Genomic DNA, 24,673 nt, shown 5'->3' on the forward strand with positions numbered 1-24,673 from the left:
GAAGACGTCACAGAATTGTGTCACCGGATTATATGGGACTGCCGGCAATCTCGACAACCCGCGCGAATACCAGCAGGTCCACCTGCGCCGCCCTGGCCCGCAGCAGCGCACGGGCACAGGCGTCGGATGTGGCCCCCGAGGTCAGGACGTCATCGACAAGAACGATCCGGCGGCCCTGGATCTCGTGCCGACGCTCGGGCGGCACCTTGAACGCGCCCTGCACATTGGTCGCGCGCTGGGCGCGCGACAGGCCGATCTGGTGCTCGGTGGGGCGGACGCGGCGAAGCGCATCGCGCGCCACCGGAACGCCGCTGGCGTGTCCGATGGCCTTCGCCAGCGCGCCCGACTGGTTGAACCGCCTGCTGAAGGCTCGCCGCCAGTGCAGCGGTACCGGAACCAGGACGTCGGCCTCCGCGAGCAATTCGTGCCCGGCCCGCGCCATCCAGCGGCCCATGGTCGGGGCGAGGTCGGTTCGATCGTTGTATTTCAGGTGATGAACCAGCGTCCGCGCCACCTCGTCATAGCGTACGGCCGCGCGGGCGCGGTGATAGGCCGGCGGCGCAGCGATCGCCTGCATGGACAGAATGTCAGGGCCGGGATCGTAGACGAAGGGAATCCCGAGGCGGCTGCAGAAGGGCGGCGCAATGAAGGACAGCTGGCTCCAGCAAGCCGCGCAGACGCCGTCGCTTGCAACCGGTTCCCGGCAGGCGACGCATTGCAAGGGCAACGCGATGTCGAGGGCGAGCCGTGCGGATTGCGCGATGGTTTGCCTGCAATAATGAAGCGCACCGCGCAGGCGGGCGGGAAGGGACCTCGGTGCTGTCGCTTCGCTGTCCATGGGATGACGCTAAACGTGGCTCTCATTTTGCTCAAGCAGCATTCTCCGCCCTCATCCTGAGGAGCCGCGGAGCGGAGTCTCGAAGGATGGCTGTGTGCTCCGAGTCGGTGAACTCATGGTTCGAGACGGCGCTGTCAGCGGCGCAATTGCGCCGCTAGGCCTCCTCACCATGAGAGGCTGAGTGTGGGATTGCCCCTCAAGTCGCCAGAGCGTACCAAGCGCCCCATGAACCAGCCTCACACCGCGCCCGTCCTGTTCGACCGTGCCCTCCTGCGCGTGCGGCAGACGCGTGCGGTGACGCAGGGGGCGGATACGTTCCTGCTCGATCGCGTGATCGAAGACATGGGTGACCGCCTGCAGGCGGTGTTGCGGCAGTTCAGTAACGGAGCGGATGTCGCCACGCCGGGCACGGGTTTAGGCGATGCGCTCAAGGGCCGCGTGGCTTCTCTCGCGCATGTCGACGTGCCCGATGACGAAAGCAAGGGTCTCGGCCTCGCGCCGGCCTCGATCGATCTGGCGGTCTCTGCGCTCGGGCTGCATGTGGTGAACGATCTGCCCGGCGCGATGGCGCAGCTGCGTCACGCGCTGAAGCCGGACGGTTTTCTCATCGCGGCGCTGCCCGGCGGCGATACGCTGACGGAGCTGCGGCAATCCTTCGCCGCCGCAGAAGCCGAACTTGAAGGTGGAATCTCGCCGCGCGTTGCCCCGATGGCCGATCTGCGCGATGTCGGCGGGTTGCTGCAGCGGGCCGGCTTCGCCCTGCCGGTCGTCGATGTCGATAATATCGTGGTGCGCTATGACAGCGCCTTCGCGCTGATGCGGGATCTCCGCCGCATGGGCGCGACCAATATTCTGGTCGAGCGTCGCCGCACGCCGCTGCGCCGCGCAACGCTTTTGCGGATGGCGCAGATCTATGCAGAACGTTTCGCGGACACCGACGGGCGCATTCGCGCGACATTCGACATCATCTGGTTGTCCGGCTGGGTGCCGCATGAAAGCCAGCAGAAGCCGCTGAAGCCGGGATCGGCGAAAGCGAGCCTGGCGGATGCGGTGAGGGGCGTGAGGAAGTAGTGCGGGTTAGCTACAATAACCCCGTCAGATGCGGGATCAGCGGGATATCCGCTGCCGGCATCGGATAGTCGCGCAGCTTGTTGGGCCTCACCCAGGCGAGGTTCTGACCCTCCCTGGAGATGGCCAGTCCTTCCCAGCGCCGGCAGATGTAGAGCGGCATCAGGAGATGGAAGTCGTCATAGGCGTGGCTGGCGAAGGTCAGCGGCGCGAGGCACGCTTCTTTCACTGTAATGCCGAGTTCTTCATGCAGCTCGCGGATCAGCGCCGCCTCCGGTCGCTCGCCAGGCTCGAGCTTGCCGCCGGGAAACTCCCAGAGGCCGGCCAGCGTCTTGCCCTCCGGCCGCTGTGCAAGCAGCACGCGGCCATCGGCATCGATCAGCGCACAGGCGACGACGAGAACCATTTTCATGGTGCGACTCCGCTCACAAGGCTGCCGCTCTCTCCACTGTCATGCTCCGCGAAAGCGGGGCATCCAGTAGACACCGGCGCCGATGCATAAACGGAGCCGACGTCGTTGACTGGATCGCCCGCATTCGCGGGCGATGACATGAGAGAATGTGAGCAGGGCATCACGACCGGTAGTCGCCGTTGATGGCGACATATTCCTTGGTGAGGTCGCAGGTCAGCACGCGATCGCGGCCCTTGCCGAGGCCGAGGGCGACCTTGATCTGCACCTTCTGCGCCTTCATCGCTTCGGACACTTCCTTCTCGTCATAGGACGGATCGCGGGCGCCGAGCTTGGCGACGCGGATGCCGTTGAAGGAGATCGACAGCTTGTCGCGATTGGCCGGCTCGCCGGCCTTGCCGACGGCCATCACCACGCGGCCCCAATTGGCGTCCTCACCGGCAATCGCCGTCTTCACCAGCGGCGAATTGGCGATCGACATGGCAATTTTTCGCGCGGACGCCTTGGTGGTTGCGCCTTCGACCACGACTTCGACGAGCTTGCGCGCGCCTTCGCCGTCACGCGCCACCTGCTCGGCGAGATCGTTGAGGATCGCGTGCAGCGCCTTCACGAAGGCCTTGAGTCTGACGTCGCTGGCCTTGGTGATCTTCGGGGCGCCCTGCGCCGCCGCAGCGCCGGTGGCGAACATCAGCAGCGTATCGGAGGTCGAAGTGTCGCCGTCGATGGTCACGGCGTTGAACGAGTCGGCGACGCCGGCCTTCAGAAGCGCCTGCAGCGCCGGCGCCGAGATCGGTGCGTCAGTGAAGATGAAGGACAGCATCGTCGCCATATCGGGGGCGATCATGCCAGCACCCTTCGCCATGCCGTTGATGGTCACCGTGGCCTTGCCGAGCTTCACCTTGGCGGTGGCGACCTTCGGGAAGGTGTCGGTGGTCATGATCGCCTTGGCGGCCTCGAGCCAGCCATCCGGGGTCGCCGTCTCGTACAGCTTGTCGAGTACACCGTTGAACTTGGTGGCGTCGAGCGGCTCGCCGATCACGCCGGTAGAAGCGAGGAAGATCTCGTTCGGCTTGCAGCCGACGGCCTTCGCCGCGATGTCGCCGGTGAGCTTGGTCGAGGCCTTGCCGGTCTTGCCGGTGAAGGCGTTGGCGTTGCCGGAATTCACCACCAGCGCCTGTGCCTTGCCGCCCTTCAGCACCGCGCGACACCACTCCACCGGCGCCGAAGGGCACTTCGATGTGGTGAACACACCAGCCGCCGTGGTGCCCTTGTCCATGACCGCGAGCAGCACATCCGTGCGGCCCTTGTAGCGGATGCCGGCGGCAGCGGTACCGAGGCGAACGCCCGCGATTTCAGGCATGTCCGGAACGTGGGCGGGGGCAAGGGGCGAAACGGGAGACGGTTTGGCCATAGCGCTTTCAGCTTTCAGAACGAAGATGACGCGCTCTCTATCATCTCTCGTGCGGGCGTGGGAGAGGCGTTTGCCGTCACCTCTCTGTCACGTGTTTCTGTCATCCGGCGGTTCAGCCCGGCCCGAACTTGAAACGGCCGTCGCTCTCGAGAAACGGGCCGCTGCGCATATAGAGCTGGCCGTTCTCGCCGATGAAGAACAGCGTGTTCTTCGGTACTTTCTTTGCGCCTTTCAGCAGGAACTTGGCGTTATTGGTGCCCATCTTGTACGCAAAGGTTCGGCCGTCGGCGTCATACCCATAACCCATGTCCGGCGTCAGCACCCAGGGCGTCGCGCCAGCAGCCGGCGCCTGAGCGGAGGCCGGTGTGGCGAGAGCTGAGGTTGCCATCACGGCAGCGGCAAGCAAGGTGGAAGCGCGCGCAGTCATCCCGAAATCTCCGTTGAGCGAGCTGGTGAATGCGATCGGTGCACCGGCTGTCGTCCGAACAAATCACGAACGCATGCGCGTCGTCAACAATCGGCAGGCGCCGGAACCAGTTTGCCATTTCGCGCGCTCCGCGACGCGATTATCTTTTAATGCTGGTAATGCTGGGCGCAGCCGGTGCGATGGGGAAGAGTCGAATGCGTAGTTTTTGCAAAGGTATGCTTGTCGCTGGCCTGATGGCGCTCGCGCCCGGTATGGCGCAGGCTGAGGATTTCAAGCTCAGCCAAAACCAGCGCATTTCATGCGGCCGCGGGCTGAGCCCGGGAAAGCTGTCGACGGCCACCTGCCGCTCCTACGCGTATCTGTTCAATGCGAAGACGTCGGAATACTTCCGCTGTACCGTCTCGCTGTCGATGACCCGCGACACCAAGGAGGTCATCAATGTGCAGACCGATGGTGGTTGCAGCAAGAAAGCGCGCGTGTTCGATACGGATGGCAGCTATTCGTTCGATGTTGCCGAGACCGAACCGCCAAACACGAATTCGTTTTTCGGCCCGGGCGGTGTTGCGCTGTGGGTGAGCGACGACAAGCAGCAGAAGCTGCGCGGCTGCATGACCATTCCGTCGGGGCTCGGGTCCGACGTTTCACGCTGCGTGGACATGAAGTTCGAGTAAAATAAAGCTGGCTAACCCGTAGGGTGGGCAAAGCGAAGCGTGCCCACCATCATTTTCACCGAACGTGGGTGGTGGGCACGGCGCTGTGTGCCTTTGCCCACCCGACAGTTTATTCCGGTTTGATGCCGGCGAACTGGGCGACCTTGCCCCACTTCTCGGATTCCGACTGGACATAGGCATCCATCTCGGCCGGCGAGCCACCAACGGGATCGGCGCCGAGTTTGATCAGGCGTGCCTTGCCCTCATCCGACTTGATGTATTTGTCGGTCGAGGCATTGAGCTTGGCGACGATCTCCTTCGACGTCTTGGCGGGAGAGGTGATCGTGAACCACGAGGCGGCGTCGTAGCCGGGGACGCCGGCTTCGGCGATGGTCGGGATGTCCTTCATCGGCTCCCAGCGCGTGGCTGTCGAAACCGCGAGCGGACGGATCTGGTTGCCTTCGGCGAAGGGCTGCGCTGCCGGCAGATTGTCGATCATCAGCTGGACACGGCCACCGATCAGGTCTGTCAGCGCGGGCGCGCTGCCGCGGAACGGCACATGGGTCAGCTTCACGCCGGTCATCGACTTGAACAGTTCGGTGGAAAGGTGAGCCGTCGAGCCGAGGCCCGGCGTGCCATAGAAGAACTGGTCTGGCTTCGACTTGGCGAGATCGATGAATTCCTGCACCGACTTGACGGGCAGCGAGTTGGTCACCGACATCAGGTTCGGCACCTTGGCGATGATGATGACGGACGAGAAGTCCTTCACCTGATCGTAAGTCATGTTCTTAAACACGAACTTGTTGATCGCATGGGTGCCGGGCGTGCCGACCAGGAACGTGTAGCCGTCGGCATCCGCCTTGGCGACGAACTCGGCCGCGATATTGCCGCCGGCGCCGGTCTTGTTCTCGACGATGAACTGCTGGCCGTACTCTTCCGACATCTTCTGCGCGACGAGACGGGCGAGAATGTCGGTGGTGCCGCCGGCCGCAAAAGGCACGACGAATTTGACCGGCTTGGTCGGCCATTCTGCGGCGCTGGCGCGGCGGCTGATGAGCGGCAGGGCGCCAAGAGCGGCTGCGCCACCGAGAATCACGGAACGACGGGACGGAAAGCGAATCGACGACGACATCTCAAACAAGTCCTTTGCGATCGAGTCCCTGCGGGACGAATTGCGCGGCAAGTTACGTTGCCGTATCGCAGGTTGCTACAGTAGTGGCGTACCATCCTTAAGCATTTGGTACCAAACGGCGATGACATGCGCCGTTTGGTCGCGTTTCCGGCATCAGGATGATGAACAGAATGAGTCCGAATGCAGCGACGCCGGCAAGCGTCAGGAAAGCAGCGCTATAGCCCGCGGCGACGACGATGACACCTGCGACGAAAGTACTAAGCGCTCCGCCCAGACCTGCCGCAGTGGCGATTGCGCCCTGGCTCACATTGAAGTGGCCGGTCCCCAGTGTGAGATCGGCGACGACCAGGGGAAACAAGGCGCCGTAAATGCCGGCGCCGATGCCGTCGAGCAGCTGCACGCCAACCAGCCAATAGGGATTGTCACTCAGCGGGTAGAGCACACCGCGCACGATCAGTACCGCAAGCGCACAGGCAAAGATGGGCTTGCGGCCCCACGTGTCGGCCTTGTGGCCGACCAGCATGGCGACGGGCACCATCACCAGTTGTGCGGCGACGATACAGGCCGACATCAATGTCGTGCCGAGTGCATTGTTCACCAGTGCCAGCTTCTGTCCGACCAGCGGCAGCATCGCCGCATTGGAGAAATGGAACAGCACGGTCGCGGTGGCGAAGATCAGCAAGGGCCTGCAGGTGAGCAGCACACGGAAGCCAGAGGGGTGATCGTTGCTTCGGCCGTTCGCCTGTTCGCTTTCGTGCAAGCCGCGCGCGACCTCATGGTCGATCGCATCGGCGGGAATCGCCAGCATCGCCGCAATGCTGGCGATCGCCATCGCCGCCATTAGCCAAAACACGACGACGGGGCCGAACATATAAGCCAGGCCGCCAGCGAGCGCCGCGGCGACCGCATTGCCCGCATGGTTGAACGCTTCGTTGCGGCCGATGCGTTTGGCGAAAGCGCGGGGACCGACGATGCCCAGCGTGATCGCCGCCAATGCCGGTGCGAAGACGGCCGCAGCGATCCCGGTCAGGGCCTGGGTCGTCGCAACGAACAGGAAGCTGGAATAGAGCGGCAACACGACGGAGCCGACCGTGACGATGACGGCGGCGACAATGACTGCCGCACGTTTGGCTGTCGTCCTGTCGATCAGCGCGCCGGCGGGCGTCTGCGCGAGAATGCCGGTAATGGCCGCCACCGACATCACAGCGCCGATGGAGGCTTCGTCCCATTTCTGCACCGTCAGAAGATAGATCGCGAGATAGGGACCGAGCCCGTCGCGCACATCGGCGAGGAAGAAATTGAGTGCGTCGAGTGGATGTTTGGTCGTCGCTTCGGGGCGATGCACAGGATGGTCCTCATGGCACGTGAGGTGCCCGGCAAGCAACATCGGGGAGAGGACTTGAGTTCCGCGGTAAAATTCAAACGCGGCCGTGGGGCGGATCTGCACAAAAACAAAGGCCGCGATGCAATGTACATCGCGGCCTGTAGTCAAATAGCAAAGGCCGGTCTTACTTGCCGATGCCTTTCTCCTTGAAGTACTTCAGCGCGCCCGGATGGAAAGGCACCGGCGAGCGATCCTGCACCTGGTTGTCGAGCGAGAAGCTCTCGGCTTCCTTGTGCACGGCGACGATATCGGCCTTCTTTTCCACCAGCGTCTTGACGATGTTGTAGGCATCGTCGTCGCTCATCTTGTCGTTGGTGACGATGATGTTCCAGACCTCGGTATTGGCATTGTCCTTATCCATACCGGGATAGATGCTCTTGCTGATGGTCGAGGCCGAATACAGCTTGCCGTATTTGGCGTTCATCTTCTCGGCAAGATCGGCATGGTCGATCATCTTGATCTTCATGCCGGGCGTGGCGGCAAGGTCGGTCACCGCGGCCGTCGGCACGCCGCCGACCCAGAAGAAGGCGTCGATCTTGCGGTCCTTGAGGGCGTTGACGCTCTCGGCGACACCGAGGCGCTCGCGCTTCAGGTCCTTGTCCTTGTCGAGGCCGCCGGCTTCGATGACGCGGAAGGCCATCACTTCGGTGGCGCTGCCCGGCGATCCCGTGGAAACGCGCTTGCCCTTCAGGTCGCTGAATTTCTCGATGCCCGTGCCTTCCACCGTCACCACATGCATGCGGTTCGGATAGACCACCAGCAGCGTGCGCAGCGGAACCTTGCCGCTCTTGAACTTGTCTTCACCCTTGAAGGCGTCGAGCGCGGCATCGGCCATGCTGAAGCCCATCTCGCTCTGGCCGGAGGCGATCAGCTTGAGATTATCGACGGAGCCGCCGGTGACTTCCGCCGTCGCCTGCGTGTTCGGCAGGGTCTTGGACAGCACATTGGCGATGGCGCCGCCGAGCGGATAGTACACACCGCCGGTGCCGCCGGTGCCGATGGCCATGGTCTTCTGCTGCGCGATGGCCGCGCCGGCGAGGCCGGCGGTGGCGATCACGGCCGCGGCGATGGTCGTCTTCCTGAAACGCTTGAACATGGATTTCCTCTCCCTCCAGTTTTCGATGAGACGCGGCAATCATTTCACCGCGCCGACTTCCCTGAGATATTTGAGCGTGCCGGGGTGATACGGCGCCGGCGATTGCGCCGGGGTCTGCGTGGCGAGATTGATGTTCTCGGCTTCCTTATGCACGGCGACGAGATCGGCCTTGTTCTCGAAGATCGCCTTGGTGATCGCATAGGCCGTCTCGTCCGGCATCTTGTCGGTGGCCATGATCTGGTTCCAGGCGGCAAAGCCCTTGCTGTCGGTGGTCTGGCCGGGATAGCTGCCGGCCGGGATCACGCTCGCAGCGAAGATCTGGCCGTATTTTTTCACGATCGGTTCGAGCAGATGGTCGATCTCGATCAGCTTGATATGCACGCCCGGCGTCGCCGCGAGGTCGACCACGGCAGCGGTCGGCACGCCGCCGCCCCAGAAGAAGGCGTCGATCTTGCGGTCCTTCAACGCAGCAGCGGATTCCGCCACGGACAAGCGCTCGCGCTTCACGTCCTTGTCCTTGTCGAGGCCGGCGGCTTCCAGCAGCCGGAATGTCTGCGCTTCCGACGCGCTGCCCGGCGCACCGCCGGAAATGCGCTTGCCCTTGAGGTCGGCGAATGTCTCGATCCCGGTGCCGGAGATCGTCACCACGTGGACAGGACTGGAATAGACAGCGACGATGGTACGCAGCGGCACCGGCTTCTTGAACTTGTTCTCGCCCTTGATGGCATCGGAGGCGACGTCGCCGGTCATGAAGCCAAGATCGGCCTGGCCGGTTTCCAGCAGCTTGATGTTATCGACGCTGCCGCCGGTCACCTCGCCGGTGGCCTGGGTGTGCGGGAGCTTTTTGGACAGCAGGTTCGCGAGGCCGCCGCCGAGCGGGTAGAAGATTCCGCCGGTGCCCCCCGTCGCGATTGCGATGGTCTTGTCCTGCGCCGTAGCCGGGCTCGCCACGCAGGCGATGCCAAGCAAAGCAACGCAGACTGCCGTCCATTTCATCGTTGCACTCCCTGAAGTTGGCAGCGCCGCTTGGTTGCGGCGTCCGCTGTCGTTCTTGTTGTTGTCTTCGCTTTTGTCCCGGACGCGATGCGGCATTCTTATGCCGCCTCGCAGAGCCGGGATCGCACGGAGCTCCGTCGTCTTTGGCGGTCCCGGCTCTGCGGAGCAGCGCAAAAGCGCTGCACCGCGTCCGGGACAAGTTTTCTAACCCTCTATGCCGTCACCGGCTGCGCGCGCGTCCGCGCCTGCCAGAGCAAAACGCCAAGGCCGATGATCAGGCCCGGCAGGAATGTGTAGCTGATGTCGCGGCCGATGATGGTTTCGATGATTGCCTCGATCAGGCTCGGGAACACCAGCAACAATCCCGATAGCAGAAGCAGCCCACGCTCGATTGGCGTATTTTGTCGCAGACCCCAGTTCTGTGCGACGGCCGCCAGCGCCATCAGGCCGCAGGTGGTCTTGAAAGTGATCTCGACGATATCGACCCATGAGCCGCCCTTCGGGATCGACAGCAGCAGGCCGACGCCCTGGGGATCGCAGACGAACACGAACGGCACCAGGAAGGCCGGCAGCGTGTATTTCCACGACTGCAGCGTCGTCTTGTAGGGATCGCCGCCCGTGATCGCGGCCGCCGCGAAAGGCGACAGCGCGGTGGGCGGCGAGACTTCAGACAGCACTGCGTAGTAGAAGATGAACATGTGTGCGGCATAGTCGGGCACGCCCAGCTTGATCAGTGCCGGCGCTGCGATAACGGCGCAGATGATGTAGGACGCCGTCACCGGCACGGCGAGGCCGATGATCCAGACGATCAGCGCGGTATAGAGCGCGGTCAGCAACAGGCTGCCGCCGGCATAGGCGATCACGATCGACGAGAACTTCAGGCCGAGGCCGGTCAGCGTGACGACGCCGACCACGATGCCGGCGCAGGCGCAGGTGGTCGCCGCATTGAGCGCACCGATCGAGCCATCCGCCAACGCCTTCACCAGCTTCTTCGGCATCAGCGCCGTGTCCTTGCGCAGGAAGCTGAGCACCAGGGTCACGAGGATCGCGTAGAACACCGACAGTGCCGGCGAGAAGCCGATCACCATGAACACAACGACGGCGAGCAGCGAGATGAAGTGGAAGCCGTAACGCTTGGTCATGGTGCCGAGGCCGAGCTCGGGCGTGATGTTGACGTTCCTGGCGCCGAAGCGTTTGGCGTCGATCTCCACCATGATCAGCAGCGACAGATAGTAGAGAACGGTCGGGATGGTCGCCATCCAGATCACGTCGAGATAGCTGATCTTGAGAAATTCAGCGATCAGGAATGCCGCAGCGCCGAGCACCGGCGGCGACAGAATGGCGCCGAGGCCGCCTGCAGCGAGCAGACCGCCAGCGGCGTTTTTCTCGAAACCTGCCTTTTTCAGCATCGGTGCAGCCACGGTGCCGATCATCACCGTGGTGGCGACGCCGGAGCCCGAGGGACCGCCGAGCAGGAACGACGACAGCACCACCGTGCGGCCCGCGGCATTGGGCTTGTTGCCCATCAGCGCGAGCGAGAAATCGATGAAGAATTTGCCGGCGCCGGATTGCGCGAGAAACGCACCATAGATCGTGAACAGGATGATCAGCGTAGCCGAGACGTCCACCGCGACGCCAAAGATGCCCTCCAGCGTGATGAACAGATGGCCGACCAGGCGCGGCAGGTCATAGCCGCGATGGGTCCACGGCGCCGGCAGATGCGGGCCGAGCATGGCATAGGCGATGAAGAAGACCGACACCACCGGCATGATCCAGCCCGTGGTGCGGCGCGTTGCTTCCAGCAGCAACACAATGAAGACGACGCCGACGATGACGTCCATCCGGTCCGGAACCGTGGCGCGGTCGGTGAAGTCTTCGCCGCCCCACAACGCGTAGACGATGGTGGCAATGGCCACGATGCCCGGCACGATGTCCCACCAGCGCACACGGTCGCGGAATCGCTTGGCGACGGGGAAAAGCAGGAAAGCGAGGATCAACGTAAAGGCGACGTGAACGTAACGCAGCTCCTGCGTCGGCACGATCGCATAGGCGGCGTAGAGGTGGAACAGGCTCATCACCACGGCGATGCCGGTAGAGATGGTGCCGGCCCAGCCCAGCAAACGGTTGGTCGCGCCTTCTTCGGCTTCGATCAGCTCCTCGACCTTCTGCATCGTCTCGTCGGAGACAGCCTCCGTCTCGACGATCCCGGTGCCATCGGTCGCGTGTGCTTTGTCGTCAGCCATGTTTCTTCCCCCGGGATTTTCCCGCGAGCCGGATTTCCCGGCCTTATTAGTCTTAGTGCGGCGCATTCATGCCGGTTTGGCCGGCAGGCGCAAGAGCTTACGGCTGAAACTTTCGTCGCGCGTTGTTCCTTTCCTTGCTTGGGGAGAAGTGAGGAGAGCCCACGATTGACCGACGGCGGTGCCCGGTCCACCCTCCGTGTCATGATCGACCGTCGAACGAGAATGAAGCGACGCTGCATTGCAGTGTTTGCGAGCACGCTGGCGCTGTGGACGACGATCCTCCGTGCAGAGCCGATAACCGTTCTCACGGGCGGCAGCTCCGGCGTTTACTATCCGCTCGGCGTCGCCATCGGGATGGTCTATGCGGATATTCCGGACGCGAAAGTGCGGGTCGAGACAACCGACGGTTCGGTAGAGAATCTGCTGCGGTTGCAGCAGGGCAGCGCCCAGGTCGCTTTCGCGCTCGGCGACGCCCTGATGTCGGCATGGCGCGGCGACGGCGATGCCGGTTTCAGCGGCAGGCTGGATCGCCTGCGCGTGGTCGGCGCGTTATACCCGAACTACATCCAGATCGTCGCGACCAAGGCGAGTGGCATCCGTGGCTTGACCGATCTGAAGGGCAGGAGCCTTGCCGTCGGCGCCCCCAAGTCAGGTACGGAGCTCAACGCCAGGGCCATTTTCGCCGCCGCGGGCTTGCGCCTCGAATCGCTCGGCAAGGTGGAGACGATCCCCTTTGCTGAATCCACCCAGCGCATGCTGACGAATGAACTCGACGCCTCGCTGCAATCGGCCGGTCTCGGCGTGACATCGATCAGGGAATTGACCGATAACAGCGATACGGTGCTGGTGCCGGTGCCGCCGTCGGTGGTGAAGAAACTCGGTTCGCCGTTCCGTCCCGCGACGATTCCGGCGGACACCTATCGCGGCCAGACGAAGCCCGTATCGACTGCTTCGGTGATGAACTATCTGGTGACGAGCACAATGGTGAGCGATGAACTGGTCTATCAGATGACCAGGCGGCTGTTCGATTCCGTCGATGAACTCACCATCGCGCATCGCGCCGGTCACGAGATCAAACTCGCTGCCGCCGTGAGCCGCAGCCCGGTGCCGCTACATCCGGGCGCACTGAAATATTATCGTGAGAAGGGTCTGATCAAATAATGCGTCTGTCGATTCAGCTCCTCGTGGTCATGTCCCTGTTGGGCGCGTGTAGCGCGCATGCAGCGGTCGGTACCGATCCGGAGACGCCGCCAGCGCCGAAGCTCGATACCGCGCCGTGTTTCGCCGCCGTCGCGGCTGCCGACGATGACAAGATTATTGCCGCCTGCGGCGATCTGATCGGCAACGAGAAGGTTGCGACGAGCGATCGCCTCAAGGCCGCGAGCGCACGCGCCGCCGCCTATGCCCGCAAGGATCAGATCGACTCCGCCATCGCCGACTACGACACCGCCCTCAAGATCGATCTGTCGCGCCCCGATCTTCTCAACGCGCGCGGCGAGCTGTGGCGCAAGAAGGGGGACCGCCCGCGCGCCATCAGGGATTTCGGTGCGGCGATGAAGATCGATCCGCGGAACGAGGCGGTGCGCGCCAATTACAAGACGCTGGCACAGGAGATCGAGCGGATGGGCGCGAAGATGTCGGTGCAGCCACCGCCAAAAGCACCCTTGAAATAACCCGATGTCCCGTGACAATCAGAAATCAATAACCTTGGCGTCGACGCCGGGGACGGGAGATACGCCATGACGACCAGCACATCCAGCCGCTATCATGAAACCCATGCGCGCTCGCTTGCCGATCCCGAAGGATTCTGGGGCCAGGTCGCCAAGGCGATCGACTGGATCGAGCCGGCCAGGAAGGTGTTCGATCCGTCCATGGGGTTGTATGGCCGCTGGTTTGCCGGCGGCGTGCTCAACACCTGCTACAACGCGCTCGACCGTCATGTCGCCGGTGGCCGTGCCGATCAGGTCGCGTTGATCCACGATTCGCCGCTGACGAACACGATCACGAAATTCACCTATGCGGAGCTGCTGCGCGAGACGCAGGCGCTCGGCGCCATCCTGCATGATTTCGGCGTCGGCAAGGGCGACCGCGTCATCCTCTATATGCCGATGGTGCCGGAGGCCGTGGTCGCCATGCTCGCCTGCGCGCGCATCGGCGCGGTGCATTCGGTGGTGTTCGGCGGCTTCGCCGCGAAGGAGCTTGCGACGCGCATCGACGACGCACGGCCAAAGCTGATCCTGTCCGCAAGCTGCGGTATCGAGCCCGGCCGCATCGTGCAATACAAGCCACTGCTGGACGAAGCGATTACGCTGGCCGGTGTGAAGCCGGATGCCTGCATCATCCTGCAGCGCCCGCAGCAGACATGCGATCTGGTCGAAGGTCGCGATCACGATTGGGCCGAATTGCGCCGCCAGGCGATTGCCGCGCAGAAATCCGCCGATTGCGTGCCGGTGCAGGCGACCGATCCGCTCTATATCCTTTACACCTCAGGCACGACGGGCAAGCCGAAGGGTGTGGTGCGCGACAATGGCGGCCACGCCGTCGCGCTCGCATGGTCGATGCCGAATCTCTATGGCGTGAAGCCCGGAGAGGTCTGGTGGTGCGGCTCCGATATCGGCTGGGTGGTTGGCCACAGCTATATCGTCTACGGGCCGCTCCTGCATGGCGCGACCTCGATCATGTATGAGGGCAAGCCGGTGGGAACGCCCGATGCCGGTGCGTTCTGGCGTGTCATCTCCGAGCACAAGGCGGTCGCCTTTTTCACGGCGCCCACGGCATTCCGCGCCATCCGCAAGGACGATCCGGACGGCAGTTTCATCCGCAAATACGATCTGTCGAACTTCCGCACATTGTTCCTGGCCGGCGAACGTGCCGATCCGCCGACGGTGGAATGGGCCGAGAAGCAATTGAAGGTGCCGGTGATCGATCACTGGTGGCAGACCGAGACGGGCTGGTGCATCGCCGGCAACCCGGTGGGGCTCGGCATGCTGCCGGTGAAACATGGTTCGCCGACGGTACCGATGCCCGGCTACAAGATCGACGTGGTCGACGAAGCAGCCAAGCCGTTGCCGGCGGGGACCATGGGCTCCATCGTCATCAAGTTGCCGATGCCGCCGGCCTGCCTGCCCACGCTGTGGGAACAGGACGCGCGCTGCAAGGAGGCTTATTTCAACGAATTTCCCGGCTACTACAAAACCTCCGATGCCGGTTATCTCGATGACGACGGCTATGTCTATGTGATGGGCCGCACCGACGACATCATCAATGTCGCCGGTCACCGTCTCTCCACCGGTGGCATGGAGGAGATCCTGGCCTCGCATCCCGATGTCGCCGAATGCGCCGTGTTGGGCATCAAGGACACCATCAAGGGCGAGGTGCCCTGTGGCTTCCTGGTGCTGAAGGCCGGCGTCGACCGGCCGGTCGCCGAAGTCGAGAAGGAAGTCGTTGCGCTGGTGCGCGAGAAACTCGGCCCGGTCGCTGCGTTCAAGCTTGCCATCGCCGTCACGCGCCTGCCGAAGACACGGTCCGGCAAGATCCTGCGCGGCACCATCAAGAAGATCGCCGACGGCGAGAGCTGGACGATGCCGGCGACCATCGAGGACCCGAAATCACTGGACGAGATCGGCGCCGCGCTGAAGGGCAGGGTGTAAGGCACCTTACAATCCCCGCATTTCGCGCTAAACACGGCGCCACACTGCCGACAGGATTCCCGCATGCGCCTCGCTTCGACATCCCTCATCGCCCTGACGCTTGCCGCCACGCTGCTCGGCGCCTGCGCGCGCCGCACCGATGTTCCGATCTCCGATCTTGGCGACGATGACGATGCGATCTGCCGCGCCAATGGCGTCGCCGTCGGCTCGCCGCAATATTCGGCCTGCCGCAAGGATCGTGATGTCCAGCGCAGCAATGCCATCGCCCGTGCCGATCGCAAGCAGCGCGACCTCGGCGAATACATGCTGAACAATCCGGGGCGGCCGTAAAACGTAAAACTATGCCGTGGGGCGGCGCTCCCTTTGAGCGACATCAAAGTCGCCGCGCGTCATCCGTCGCATCGTCGGCGTGAACCTGCTTTCATGCCGCTCTGTTGCTTCCCGCGCCGGCCTCCTGTTGAGTCCGCGCCAATACTGTCGCACCATCAGGAAGACATCATGGATATCAAGGTCAGGGATTCGAACGGCACGCTGCTCGCTGAAGGCGACACCGTCACGCTTATCAAGGACCTGAAGCTGAAGGGGTCGTCCACGGTGCTGAAGCGCGGCACGGTGATCAAGAACATCCACCTCACCGATAATGAAGACGAGATCGAAGGCCGCACCGACAAGGTGAAGGGCCTCGTGCTGCGCACGGAGTTTCTGAAGAAGGCGTGAGACACGCCGAGGCGCGCGGACTCCCTCCCCGGAGCGAAGCGAATGGGGAGCGGCTACGCCGCTTGGGGGAGGGAAAACAAAAAACGCGGCGAGTTTCCCGCCGCGTCTGTTACTCCCGCAACTTGCGTCGCGCTTACTCTTCGTCTTCGTCCTGGCGCTTGTTGCCGCCGATGCCCTTGAGCTTGGCGAACACGGCATCGACATTGAGGTCGTCGTCGCTCTTCTCGGCGCCTTCGTACTCGTCCTTGCGCGTGGTCTCCGAGGCCGGCAGCAGCGTGGCGCCGCCATAGGCCTGCTGGTCCAGCGGCTTTTCCTTCGCGGCGCGCTGTACTTCGAAATCGAGTTCGATCTGCGAGCACAGGCCGAGGGTCACCGGATCCATTGGGGTCAGGGTCTGTGCGTTCCAGTGGGTGCGGTCACGAATCGAGGCGATGGTGGTCTTGGTGGTGCCGACCAGACGCATGATCTGGGCGTCCTTGAGTTCGGGATGGTTGCGCACCAGCCAGAGGATCGCACTCGGGCGCTCGTGGCGGCGGGACACGGGGGTGTAACGCGGGCCCTTCTTCTTGGCGGCCGGCGGCAGCACGACCTTGCTCTCCTCGAGCTTGAGGCGGTAATTCGGGTCGCTTTCGCCCTTTTCGATCTCGTCACGGGTCAATTGGCCGTTCGAAATCGGATCCATGCCCTTGATGCCCTGGGCTGCGTCGCCGTCGGCAATCGCGCGGACTTCGAGCACGTGCATCTTGGTGAAATCGGCGACCTGATCGAAAGTCAGCGCGGTATTGTCAACCAGCCACACGGCCGTCGCTTTTGGCATCAGCGGGGCGTTGCTCATGGCAAATCTCCTTTGTGCTCCGCCCACCTCTTTCGGAGGCAGAGTCGTCAAGTCATCGGTGATGACGGGGAATTAGCCTTCTATATAAGCTGGGCCGGGGCGGACGCGCAATGGCGGACAGTTCGGCCTTGACAGCGCCCCAAACGCGGCCCAAGTCCTTGTCTGGAAATACCCTTATCCGAACAAGCTCTTTGGCTGATTTTCCATCAATCTGACCGCCCGGTCCCGGATTTCCGGTACCAAGGCATGTGGATCGCCCCATTATGACGACCAAACCGGCCCTGAAAATCGTTCTTTGTTCGCCGCGCGGCTTCTGTGCCGGTGTGGTCCGGGCGATCGATACGGTGGAACGCGCATTGGCCATCCATGGCGCGCCGGTCTATGTCCGCCACGAGATCGTCCATAACAAATATGTCGTGGACAGCCTGAAGACCAAGGGCGCGATTTTCGTCGAAGAACTTGCCGAGATTCCGGACAATACTACCGCTCCCGTGGTGTTCTCCGCCCATGGCGTGCCGAAGTCGGTTCCCGAGGACGCCCGCCAGCGTAATTTCTTCTCGCTGGACGCGACCTGCCCGCTGGTGACCAAGGTGCACCGCGAGGCGGCGATCCATTTCAAGCGCGGGCGCGAGATTCTACTGATCGGGCATTCGCATCACCCGGAAGTGGTCGGCACGGTCGGCCAGCTGCCCCCCGGCGCCGTCCAGCTGATCGAGACTGCCGAGGACGCCCAGACCTTCCAGCCGAAGGATCCGAACAATCTCGCTTTCGTGACCCAGACCACGCTGTCCATCGATGACACCGCGGAAATCGTGGCCGTTCTGAAAGAGCGTTTCCCGAACATCAACGGCCCGCACAAGGAAGACATCTGCTACGCCACCACCAACCGCCAGCTTGCGGTGAAGAAGGTGGCGCCGGTGGTGGACGCCCTGATCGTCGTCGGTGCGCCGAACTCGTCGAACTCGCAGCGTCTGCGCGAGGTTGCCGAGCGTGAGGGCTGCAAGGTTTCGGTGCTGGCGCAGCGCGCCAGCGATCTCGACTGGAGCATGTTCGAGGGCATCGAGAGCCTCGGCATCACCGCGGGCGCTTCGGCGCCGGAGGTGATCGTCGAGGAAATCATGGACGCCTTCGCGCAGCGCTACACGCTGCATGTGGAAACGGTGTCCGCCGCGGAGGAGAACGAATTCTTCCCGCTGCCGCGCTCGCTGCGTCCCGAAGCCGCCGCATAAGGCGATGGCGGTCTATACCGACGTCGCCAACGACGATCTCCAGGACTTCCTCAAGCAATACGACATCGGCGAACTGCTCTCATACAAGGGCATCGCCGAAGGCGTCGAGAATTCCAACTACCTGCTGCACACCTCCAAGGGGACTTCGACCAGCGCGTATATCCTCACGCTCTACGAGAAACGCGTGGCGCTGGACGATCTGCCGTATTTTCTCGGCCTGATGGCGCATCTGTGCGCGCGCGGCGTCAATTGCCCGCAACCGCAGAAGACCCATGACGGGGCGGTGTATTCGTCGCTCGCGGGCCGTCCGGCTGCGATCATCAACTTCCTCGAAGGCATGTGGCCGCGCCGGCCGACTGCGGTGCATTGCGCCGGTGTCGGCGATGCGCTGGCGCGCATGCATGTGGCGGGCGCCGATTTCCCACTGAAGCGCGCAAACAACCTGTCGGTCGAGGGCTGGCGCCATCTGCTCGACCGCGCCGCGCCGCGTGCCGACATGGTGCAGGCCGGTTTGCGCGATTTTCTCGAGACCGAGCTTAAGCACCTTGCCGCGCACTGGCCGAAGGATCTGCCGGAAGGCGTGATCCATGCCGATCTGTTTCCCGACAATGTCTTCTTCCTCGGCGACGAGCTCTCGGGGCTGATCGACTTCCCGTTCTCCTGCAACGACATGCTCGCCTACGATGTTGCGATCTGCGTGAATGCCTGGTGCTTCGAGCCGGATCTGTCCTTCAACGCCACCAAGGCGCGCGCGCTGCTGAACGCCTATAACAAGGTGCGTCCGCTTACCGAGGCGGAGCGGGCGGCATTCCCGCTGCTCGCACGTGGCTCGGCCATCCGCTTCCTGCTGACGCGCCTGGTCGATTTTCTCAACGTGCCGGAAGGCGCGTTCGTGAAGCCGAAGGATCCGCTGGAATATGTCCGCAAGCTGCGCTTTCATCAGGCGGTGAAGAGCATGGCCGATTACGGCATCGAGGCAGCGGGACAGCCTGCGTGAGTGGTCCGAACGTTACGATCTATACGGACGGTGCCTGCTCAGGGAATCCGGGCCCCGGCGGCTGGGGCGCGATCCTGCGTTTCGGCGATGCCGAGAAAGAGCTGAAGGGCGGCGAGGCGCATACGACCAACAACCGCATGGAACTGATGGCCGCGATCTCGGCGCTGGAAGCGCTGAAGAAGCCATGCAGCGTCGATCTGCACACCGACAGCCAGTATCTGCGCAACGGCATCATGAGCTGGATTCACGGCTGGAAACGCAATGGCTGGAAGACGGCCGACAAGAAGCCGGTGAAGAATGTCGATCTCTGGCAGCGCCTCGACGCAGCACTACATACGCATGAGATCAGATGGCACTGGGTCAAGGGCCATGCAGGCCACGCCGAGAACGAACGCGCGGACCAGCTCGCGCGCGATGGGCTGGCTGAGGCGCGGAAGAAATAACTAAGCCGTAGGGCGGATGAGCCGAAGGCGTCATCCGCCGGCCGAGTTCATAGCTGAAACTCCGCGGCGGATGACGTTCCGCTCATCCGCCCTACGGTCTTTCGATCCTACAGCTGCCCCAGCAGCGTATCACCGCCCGAGACTTCGACCTTGCCCGGCGCCGGCTCGAGATTGAGCTTGGTCACCACGCCGTCTTCCACCAGCATCGAATAGCGCTTGGAGCGGATGCCGAGGCCGTTGCCGGAGGCGTCGAGGTCGAGGCCGATGGCCTTGGCGAATTCGGCATTGCCGTCGGCCAGGAACACGGCCTCGTCGCGCAGGTCGGTGTCCTTCTTCCAGGCATTCATCACGAAAGCGTCGTTGACGGAGGTGATGGCGATGGTGTCGACGCCCTTGCCCTTGATGGCATAGGCGTTGAGGAAGATGCTCGGCAGATGCATCTTGTGGCAGGTGCCGGTATAGGCGCCGGGCACCGCGAACAGCGCCACTTTCTTGCCCTTGAAGATATCGTCGGTGGTCTTCACCACCGGGCCTTCCTCGGTCATCACGCGAAACTTGGTTTCGGGCAGCTTGTCACCGACTTGGATGCTCATCGTCGTTTTCTCCGGATGTGGATGAGGGTTTTTAGACCGGGGTGATGACACGGGCAATATTGGGCGGTGCCCAAACGGATGGCGGCTTAACTGTGTCCCGCATCCTGACTCCACCCCTCATCCTGAGGAGCGGCCGCAGGCCGCGTCTCGAAGGGTGGCCGCGCGCTCTGAGCCAGGCGAGCTCATGGTTCGAGACGGCGCTTCGCGCCTCCTCACCATGAGGGGCAGGGTTATCCCTTGAATCCACCTGCATCCAGAAATGCCTGCTCTTCCGCCGTTGTCGCGCGCCCAAGCACTGCGTTCCGATGCGGGAAGCGGCCGAACTTGCGGATGATGTCCGCATGAATGTCGGCGAATTTCAGGTTATCGCTCTCGCCGGTGGCGCGAAAGAGGGCGCAGCACTGCTCCTGATCGGCGAGATTTTCCGAATGCATCAGCGGCATATAGACGAACTGGCGCATCTCTGCGTCCACCCGCGTATCGACGCCGCGGGCGATCGCGCGTTTGGCAAGGGCGCAGGCTGCGGCATCGGTCGCGAAGGCGCGCGGATCGTTGCGGAAGAGATTGCGCGGGAACTGGTCGAGCGCGAGGATCAGCGCCAGCGTGCCGTCGTCGCTGTCCTCCCACAAGGACAGCTTGCCATCGCGAGCGGCTTCGTAGGTGGGCAGGAAACGCGCCTTGATCTCGGCGTCGAAGGCGTCGTTCTTGGCGTACCACCGGTCCCAGCCGGCATTGGTCCAGAAAGCGATGATGTCGGCGGGGGTGGTATCGATCATGCGGGACTCCGTAGGGTGGGCAAAGCGAAGCGTGCCCACCATCCCGCGCGCGGCGATGAAGGTGGGCGTGGCGCAAGAGCGCCTTTGCCCACCCTACATGATCCTCAAGCCGCAGCTTCCTGCTTCTTCTCGTCGCGGAGTTCGCGGCGGAGAATCTTGCCGACATTGGTCTTCGGCAAGGCGTCGCGGAATTCGATCTGCTTCGGTACCTTGTAGTTGGTGAGCTGGGTGCTGCAGAACTTGATGATGTCCTCCGCCGTGACGTTCGGATCCTTCTTCACCACGAAGGCCTTCACCGCCTCCGTCGTCTTCGCGTCGGGGACGCCGATCACGGCGCATTCCAGCACGCCGGGATGGCTGGCGATCACGTCCTCGACCTCGTTCGGATAGACGTTGAATCCGGACACCAGCACCATGTCCTTCTTGCGGTCGACGATCTTGGTGAAGCCCTCGGCATCCATGATGCCGATATCGCCGGTGCGGAAATAGCCGTCGGCGGTCATCACCTTGGCGGTTTCGTCCGGCCGGTTCCAGTAGCCGGCCATCACTTGCGGGCCCTTGGCGCAGATCTCGCCGGGTTGACCGAGCGGCACTTCATTGCCGTCGTCATCGCGGATCGAGAGATAGGTCGATGGCACCGGCAGACCGATGGTGCCGGTGAAGCTGTCGATGTCAGGCGGATTACAGGTCAGCACCGGCGCCGTTTCCGACAGGCCGTAACCTTCGGCGATCAGGCAGCCCGTCGCTTTCTGCCACTTCTCGGCGACCGCCTTCTGCACCGCCATGCCGCCGCCGTTGGAAATCTTCAGCTTGGAGAAATCCACTTCGTCGAAGCCCGGCGCATTCAGCAATCCGTTATAGAGCGTGTTGACGGCCGGGAAGCTGTTGACCTGATATTTCTTCAGCTCCTTGATGAAGCCGGCCATGTCGCGCGGATTGGGGATCAGCAGATTGACGCCACCGGCGCGCACCGCGAGCAGGAAGCAGGCCGTCAGCGCGAAGATGTGATACAACGGCAACGCGCAGACGATGAACAACTGGTCCAGTTTCGGCGGCCTGCGGAGCGCCGGCTGCAGCCATGCGTCGTTTTGCAGCATGTTGGCGATCACGTTGCGATGGAGCAGCGTGGCGCCCTTGGAGAGACCGGTGGTGCCGCCCGTATATTGCAGGAAGGCGACGTCGTCCGGGCCGAGTGTCGGCTTCTTCAGTGTCATGCTGCGGCCGGCCGAGACCGCATCGTTGAACGCGACGGCGCCCGGCAGGCTGAAAGCCGGCACCATTTTCTTCACGCGGCGAACCACCAGATTCACGATCACGCCCTTGAAGCCGAGCATGTCGCCCATGCTGGCAACGATCACATGTTTCACCTGCGTCTTGGCGATCACCTGCTGCACGACGGAGGCGAAATTCTCCAGCACGATGATGGCTTCGGCGCCGCTATCCTTGAGCTGGTGTTCGAGTTCGCGCGGCGTGTAGAGCGGATTGACGTTGACGGCGGCATAGCCCGCGCGCAGCACGGCGCAGGTGGCGACGGGATATTGCAGCACGTTGGGCATCATCAGCGCGACGCGAGCGCCCTTGGCGAGGCCCTTGCTCTGCAGATAGGCGCCGAGCGCCAGCGAATGTTCGTCGAGGTCGCGATAGGTGATGGCCTTGTCCATGCAGATGAAAGCCTTGCGGTCGCGAAACTTCGCGAAGCTTTCTTCCAGCAAGGCCACCAGCGATGGATACTGGCCGATGTCGATATCGGCAGGGACGCCGGCCGGATAGTGCTTGAGCCAGATGCGCTCCATGTCATTCCCCCTCGGAAGTTTGTTCGTTGCGCGGAGTATTGAGCAGATCGCGCGGCCAAGGCAAGCCACGTCGCACGCAGCATGCGGCGGTGCCGGGGATCAACGCATGGGATTGGTTAAGGTTGGCGCTACGAAGGTCGCGGTCAGCCAAAAACACTGCCCTCATCCTGAGGAGCGCGCATAGCGCGCGTCTCGAAGGATGGCGAAGCGCTCGGAGCCCGGCAAATTCATGGCTCGAGACGCGCGCTGTGCGCGCTCCTCACCATGAGGGACTGAGCTGTTTAGCCCTACTGTCTAACTGCGCGGTGTTGTCGCAGCGGGCTTGGCTTCACCGGTGGTGGCGGGCTTGGCCGGCTTCGGTTTGGTGGGTGCGCTGGCGGCCGTGGCCGGTTTGGCGGCGGGCTTGGCGGCTGCAGCCGGTTTTGCCGCATCGGGCTTCGCCGCCGGCTTGGCGGCGGCATCGGGCTTGGCTGCTGCGTGCTTCGGGGCGGCGGGCTTGGCTGCCGGCTTCGCCTCGGCGGTCGCCTTGGCGTCCTTCTTCTCGGCGGCATCCGGTTTCTTCGCCGCGGTCTTGGTGCCCTTCTTGGGCTTGGCCTTCGGCGTCTGCCGGGCTTCTTCCGCCGCATTGGCGGCGATCAGCTCGGCGCCGGTCTTCTTCGGTCCGGTATACACGATGACGGGTTCGACCGGTGCGGCGGCCGCGGCGATCATGTCTTCGGGGCGCAGCGTCGGCGGCTGCAATCCGCCGGCAAAGAACGACAGCGCGGCGGAGCTGCTGGCCTCGCTGCTCGCCACCGCATCCTCGTCGCTCATGGGGCCCTGGCGCTTGCGTTTCGGTCCGCACATTTCGTCGCGCAGGTTCGGCGGTGCGGCGTCAATGGGAGGCATCGCGTCAACCGTACCGAGCGCCGGCTTCAGCCAGGTCAGGCCGCCACTGCCGTTGCCGAAGCCGGCTTCCAGCAGCTGCGCCGCCTTGACGGCGCGGGCATGTCCGGACGTCGAGCCGAGCACGACGGCAATCAGCCGCTTGTTGTTGCGCGTGGCGGAGGCGACGAGATTATAACCGGACGCGCAGATGAAGCCGGTCTTGAATCCATCGGCGCCGGGATAGCGGCCGATCAGCTTGTTGTAGTTCGGGGTGATGCGACGGCCGAATTTCATCGCTGGGATATGCATGAAATATTCGTATTCCGGCAGGTCGCGGATCACGGCGCGGGCGAGGATGGCGAGATCGCGCGCCGAGGTCACCTGTTCGTCGGCAGGCAGACCGTTCGGGTTGACGTAATGGGTCTGCGTCATGCCGAGCCGCTGCGCGTTGGAATTCATCATCGCGGAGAAGCCGTCGATGGAGCCGCCGACGCCTTCGGCGAGCACGGCGGCCATGTCGTTGGCCGACTTCACCATCATCATGGTCAGCGCGTTCTCGACGGTCACCTGGGTGCCCGCCTTGAAGCCCATCTTGGAGGGCGACTGGCCGGCCGCCTCCGGCGACACCGTGAGGACCGTGTCGAGGCGGAGGCGTCCTTCCTTCACCGCCTTCAGCGTCACATAGGCGGTCATGATCTTGGTGACCGATGCGGGATGCCACGGAAAGGTGGCGTTCTCCGCCTGCAGCACCTTGCCCGTGTCGGCCTCGATCACCAGCGTGGCTTCGGCGCGCGCAACCTGCGGCGCGAGAGCGGCAACGGCCAGCGTCGCGGCAGCGGCGACAGATGTCAGGGACAGGCGAAGCGATACGGAGGGAAACTGCACTATCCGGTTCCGGTCCTTGGCGGCCCGCCTGCCGTGCTTCGAGCACCGCGCGCAGCAATGGGAAGGTGAGGGACGTTCGAAAATCAGTGGGCCGTCACGCAGTGATGACAGCAAACCTATACCGGCCGAGCGCATCAGAACAGTGGCGAGTGGATTAAATCCGTGAGGAAGTGGGCCAAAGTTCGGCAGTGTCCCGGGTTGTCGTCACCGGACTTGATCGGGCGCCCCCGTAGA

The 24,673-nt window shown here is 63.3% G+C and carries 24 protein-coding genes; 10 read left to right on the forward strand and 14 right to left on the reverse strand.

Translation table 11 applies throughout. The features are described 5' to 3' along the window. Positions 1-28: 28 nt before the first annotated feature. Entirely contained in the window at positions 29-838 is an 810-nt protein-coding gene (locus tag E0H22_RS05150; protein WP_233024579.1) for a ComF family protein, read from the reverse strand. Between the two features lie 225 nt (positions 839-1,063). On the opposite strand from E0H22_RS05150, the gene E0H22_RS05155 reads away from it, so the two are divergent. Further along, positions 1,064-1,909, forward strand: a complete 846-nt coding sequence (locus E0H22_RS05155) for a methyltransferase domain-containing protein (protein WP_233024580.1) — start codon at positions 1,064-1,066, stop codon at positions 1,907-1,909. A 10-nt stretch (positions 1,910-1,919) separates the two neighbouring features. On the opposite strand, the gene E0H22_RS05160 is transcribed toward E0H22_RS05155, so the two are convergent. From E0H22_RS05160 to E0H22_RS05170, 3 genes are all read right to left on the reverse strand, one after another. Next, complete coding sequence (locus E0H22_RS05160) at positions 1,920-2,318, reverse strand: (deoxy)nucleoside triphosphate pyrophosphohydrolase (protein ID WP_233024581.1); 399 nt, start codon at positions 2,316-2,318, stop codon at positions 1,920-1,922. Positions 2,319-2,478: 160 nt separating this feature from the next. Then, a complete protein-coding gene (gene argJ / locus E0H22_RS05165) occupies positions 2,479-3,726 on the reverse strand; it encodes a bifunctional glutamate N-acetyltransferase/amino-acid acetyltransferase ArgJ (RefSeq protein ID WP_233024582.1) in 1,248 nt (415 codons plus the stop codon). Positions 3,727-3,838: 112 nt separating this feature from the next. After that, entirely contained in the window at positions 3,839-4,153 is a 315-nt protein-coding gene (locus tag E0H22_RS05170) for a hypothetical protein (RefSeq protein WP_233024583.1), read from the reverse strand. 194 nt (positions 4,154-4,347) lie between these two features. Here E0H22_RS05170 and E0H22_RS05175 point away from each other — a divergent pair, with 194 nt between their 5' ends. Continuing rightward, complete coding sequence (locus tag E0H22_RS05175; RefSeq protein ID WP_233024584.1) at positions 4,348-4,824, forward strand: hypothetical protein; 477 nt, start codon at positions 4,348-4,350, stop codon at positions 4,822-4,824. A gap of 109 nt (positions 4,825-4,933) precedes the next feature. On the opposite strand, the gene E0H22_RS05180 is transcribed toward E0H22_RS05175, so the two are convergent. The 5 genes from E0H22_RS05180 to E0H22_RS05200 all read right to left on the reverse strand — a co-directional run bounded on the left by E0H22_RS05180 (position 4,934) and on the right by E0H22_RS05200 (position 11,654). Further along, the gene (locus E0H22_RS05180; RefSeq protein ID WP_233024585.1) at positions 4,934-5,935 is read right to left on the reverse strand and encodes a Bug family tripartite tricarboxylate transporter substrate binding protein; all 1,002 of its coding nucleotides are present in this window, start codon (positions 5,933-5,935) and stop codon (positions 4,934-4,936) included. 97 nt (positions 5,936-6,032) lie between these two features. Continuing rightward, a complete protein-coding gene (locus E0H22_RS05185) occupies positions 6,033-7,322 on the reverse strand; it encodes an MFS transporter (protein WP_430715215.1) in 1,290 nt (429 codons plus the stop codon). 121 nt (positions 7,323-7,443) lie between these two features. Then, entirely contained in the window at positions 7,444-8,415 is a 972-nt protein-coding gene (locus E0H22_RS05190; RefSeq protein ID WP_233024587.1) for a TAXI family TRAP transporter solute-binding subunit, read from the reverse strand. Positions 8,416-8,454: 39 nt separating this feature from the next. Next, a complete protein-coding gene (locus E0H22_RS05195; protein ID WP_233024588.1) occupies positions 8,455-9,411 on the reverse strand; it encodes a TAXI family TRAP transporter solute-binding subunit in 957 nt (318 codons plus the stop codon). A gap of 212 nt (positions 9,412-9,623) precedes the next feature. Next, the gene (locus E0H22_RS05200) at positions 9,624-11,654 is read right to left on the reverse strand and encodes a TRAP transporter permease (protein WP_233024589.1); all 2,031 of its coding nucleotides are present in this window, start codon (positions 11,652-11,654) and stop codon (positions 9,624-9,626) included. A 222-nt stretch (positions 11,655-11,876) separates the two neighbouring features. Between E0H22_RS05200 and E0H22_RS05205 the strand changes: the two genes are divergently transcribed. The 5 genes from E0H22_RS05205 to E0H22_RS05225 all read left to right on the forward strand — a co-directional run bounded on the left by E0H22_RS05205 (position 11,877) and on the right by E0H22_RS05225 (position 16,021). Further along, the gene (locus tag E0H22_RS05205; RefSeq protein ID WP_233024590.1) at positions 11,877-12,815 is read left to right on the forward strand and encodes a TAXI family TRAP transporter solute-binding subunit; all 939 of its coding nucleotides are present in this window, start codon (positions 11,877-11,879) and stop codon (positions 12,813-12,815) included. Beyond that, positions 12,815-13,327 (forward strand): tetratricopeptide repeat protein, encoded by a 513-nt coding sequence (locus E0H22_RS05210; RefSeq protein ID WP_233024591.1) that lies wholly within the window; start codon positions 12,815-12,817, stop codon positions 13,325-13,327. Before E0H22_RS05205 ends, E0H22_RS05210 begins: the two co-directional genes overlap by 1 nt. Positions 13,328-13,393: 66 nt before the next feature. Next, a complete protein-coding gene (locus tag E0H22_RS05215; protein WP_233024592.1) occupies positions 13,394-15,304 on the forward strand; it encodes a propionyl-CoA synthetase in 1,911 nt (636 codons plus the stop codon). 63 nt (positions 15,305-15,367) lie between these two features. Then, positions 15,368-15,634 (forward strand): hypothetical protein, encoded by a 267-nt coding sequence (locus E0H22_RS05220; RefSeq protein WP_233024593.1) that lies wholly within the window; start codon positions 15,368-15,370, stop codon positions 15,632-15,634. 168 nt (positions 15,635-15,802) lie between these two features. After that, positions 15,803-16,021, forward strand: a complete 219-nt coding sequence (locus E0H22_RS05225; protein WP_233024594.1) for an alkylphosphonate utilization protein — start codon at positions 15,803-15,805, stop codon at positions 16,019-16,021. A 133-nt stretch (positions 16,022-16,154) separates the two neighbouring features. Here the strand turns inward: E0H22_RS05225 and E0H22_RS05230 are convergent, their stop codons facing one another. Continuing rightward, positions 16,155-16,856 (reverse strand): DUF1013 domain-containing protein, encoded by a 702-nt coding sequence (locus E0H22_RS05230; protein WP_233024595.1) that lies wholly within the window; start codon positions 16,854-16,856, stop codon positions 16,155-16,157. A 263-nt stretch (positions 16,857-17,119) separates the two neighbouring features. Here E0H22_RS05230 and ispH point away from each other — a divergent pair, with 263 nt between their 5' ends. Genes ispH through rnhA form a run of 3 tightly spaced genes read left to right on the forward strand, consistent with a single transcriptional unit; the run spans position 17,120 to position 19,525 of the window. After that, entirely contained in the window at positions 17,120-18,085 is a 966-nt protein-coding gene (gene ispH, locus E0H22_RS05235) for a 4-hydroxy-3-methylbut-2-enyl diphosphate reductase (protein ID WP_233024596.1), read from the forward strand. 4 nt (positions 18,086-18,089) lie between these two features. Continuing rightward, positions 18,090-19,082, forward strand: coding sequence for a homoserine kinase (locus tag E0H22_RS05240; RefSeq protein ID WP_233024597.1), 993 nt, complete (start codon positions 18,090-18,092; stop codon positions 19,080-19,082). Continuing rightward, the gene (gene rnhA, locus E0H22_RS05245; protein WP_233024598.1) at positions 19,079-19,525 is read left to right on the forward strand and encodes a ribonuclease HI; all 447 of its coding nucleotides are present in this window, start codon (positions 19,079-19,081) and stop codon (positions 19,523-19,525) included. Before E0H22_RS05240 ends, rnhA begins: the two co-directional genes overlap by 4 nt. A 107-nt stretch (positions 19,526-19,632) precedes the next feature. On the opposite strand, the gene E0H22_RS05250 is transcribed toward rnhA, so the two are convergent. The 4 genes from E0H22_RS05250 to E0H22_RS05265 form a co-directional block, all read right to left on the reverse strand. After that, positions 19,633-20,118: a peroxiredoxin gene (locus tag E0H22_RS05250; protein ID WP_233024599.1), complete on the reverse strand. Its 486-nt coding sequence runs from the start codon at positions 20,116-20,118 to the stop codon at positions 19,633-19,635. 230 nt (positions 20,119-20,348) lie between these two features. After that, positions 20,349-20,894: a DUF924 family protein gene (locus tag E0H22_RS05255; protein ID WP_233024600.1), complete on the reverse strand. Its 546-nt coding sequence runs from the start codon at positions 20,892-20,894 to the stop codon at positions 20,349-20,351. A 104-nt stretch (positions 20,895-20,998) separates the two neighbouring features. Continuing rightward, positions 20,999-22,687 carry a long-chain fatty acid--CoA ligase gene (locus E0H22_RS05260; RefSeq protein WP_233024601.1) on the reverse strand — a complete coding sequence of 563 codons (1,689 nt, stop codon included), beginning with the start codon at positions 22,685-22,687 and terminating at the stop codon, positions 20,999-21,001. A gap of 294 nt (positions 22,688-22,981) precedes the next feature. Next, positions 22,982-24,439: a D-alanyl-D-alanine carboxypeptidase family protein gene (locus E0H22_RS05265; RefSeq protein ID WP_430715216.1), complete on the reverse strand. Its 1,458-nt coding sequence runs from the start codon at positions 24,437-24,439 to the stop codon at positions 22,982-22,984. Positions 24,440-24,673: the final 234 nt, after the last annotated feature.

It is taken from the genome of Rhodopseudomonas boonkerdii (assembly GCF_021184025.1).
In the GTDB taxonomy this organism is placed as follows: domain Bacteria; phylum Pseudomonadota; class Alphaproteobacteria; order Rhizobiales; family Xanthobacteraceae; genus Tardiphaga; species Tardiphaga boonkerdii.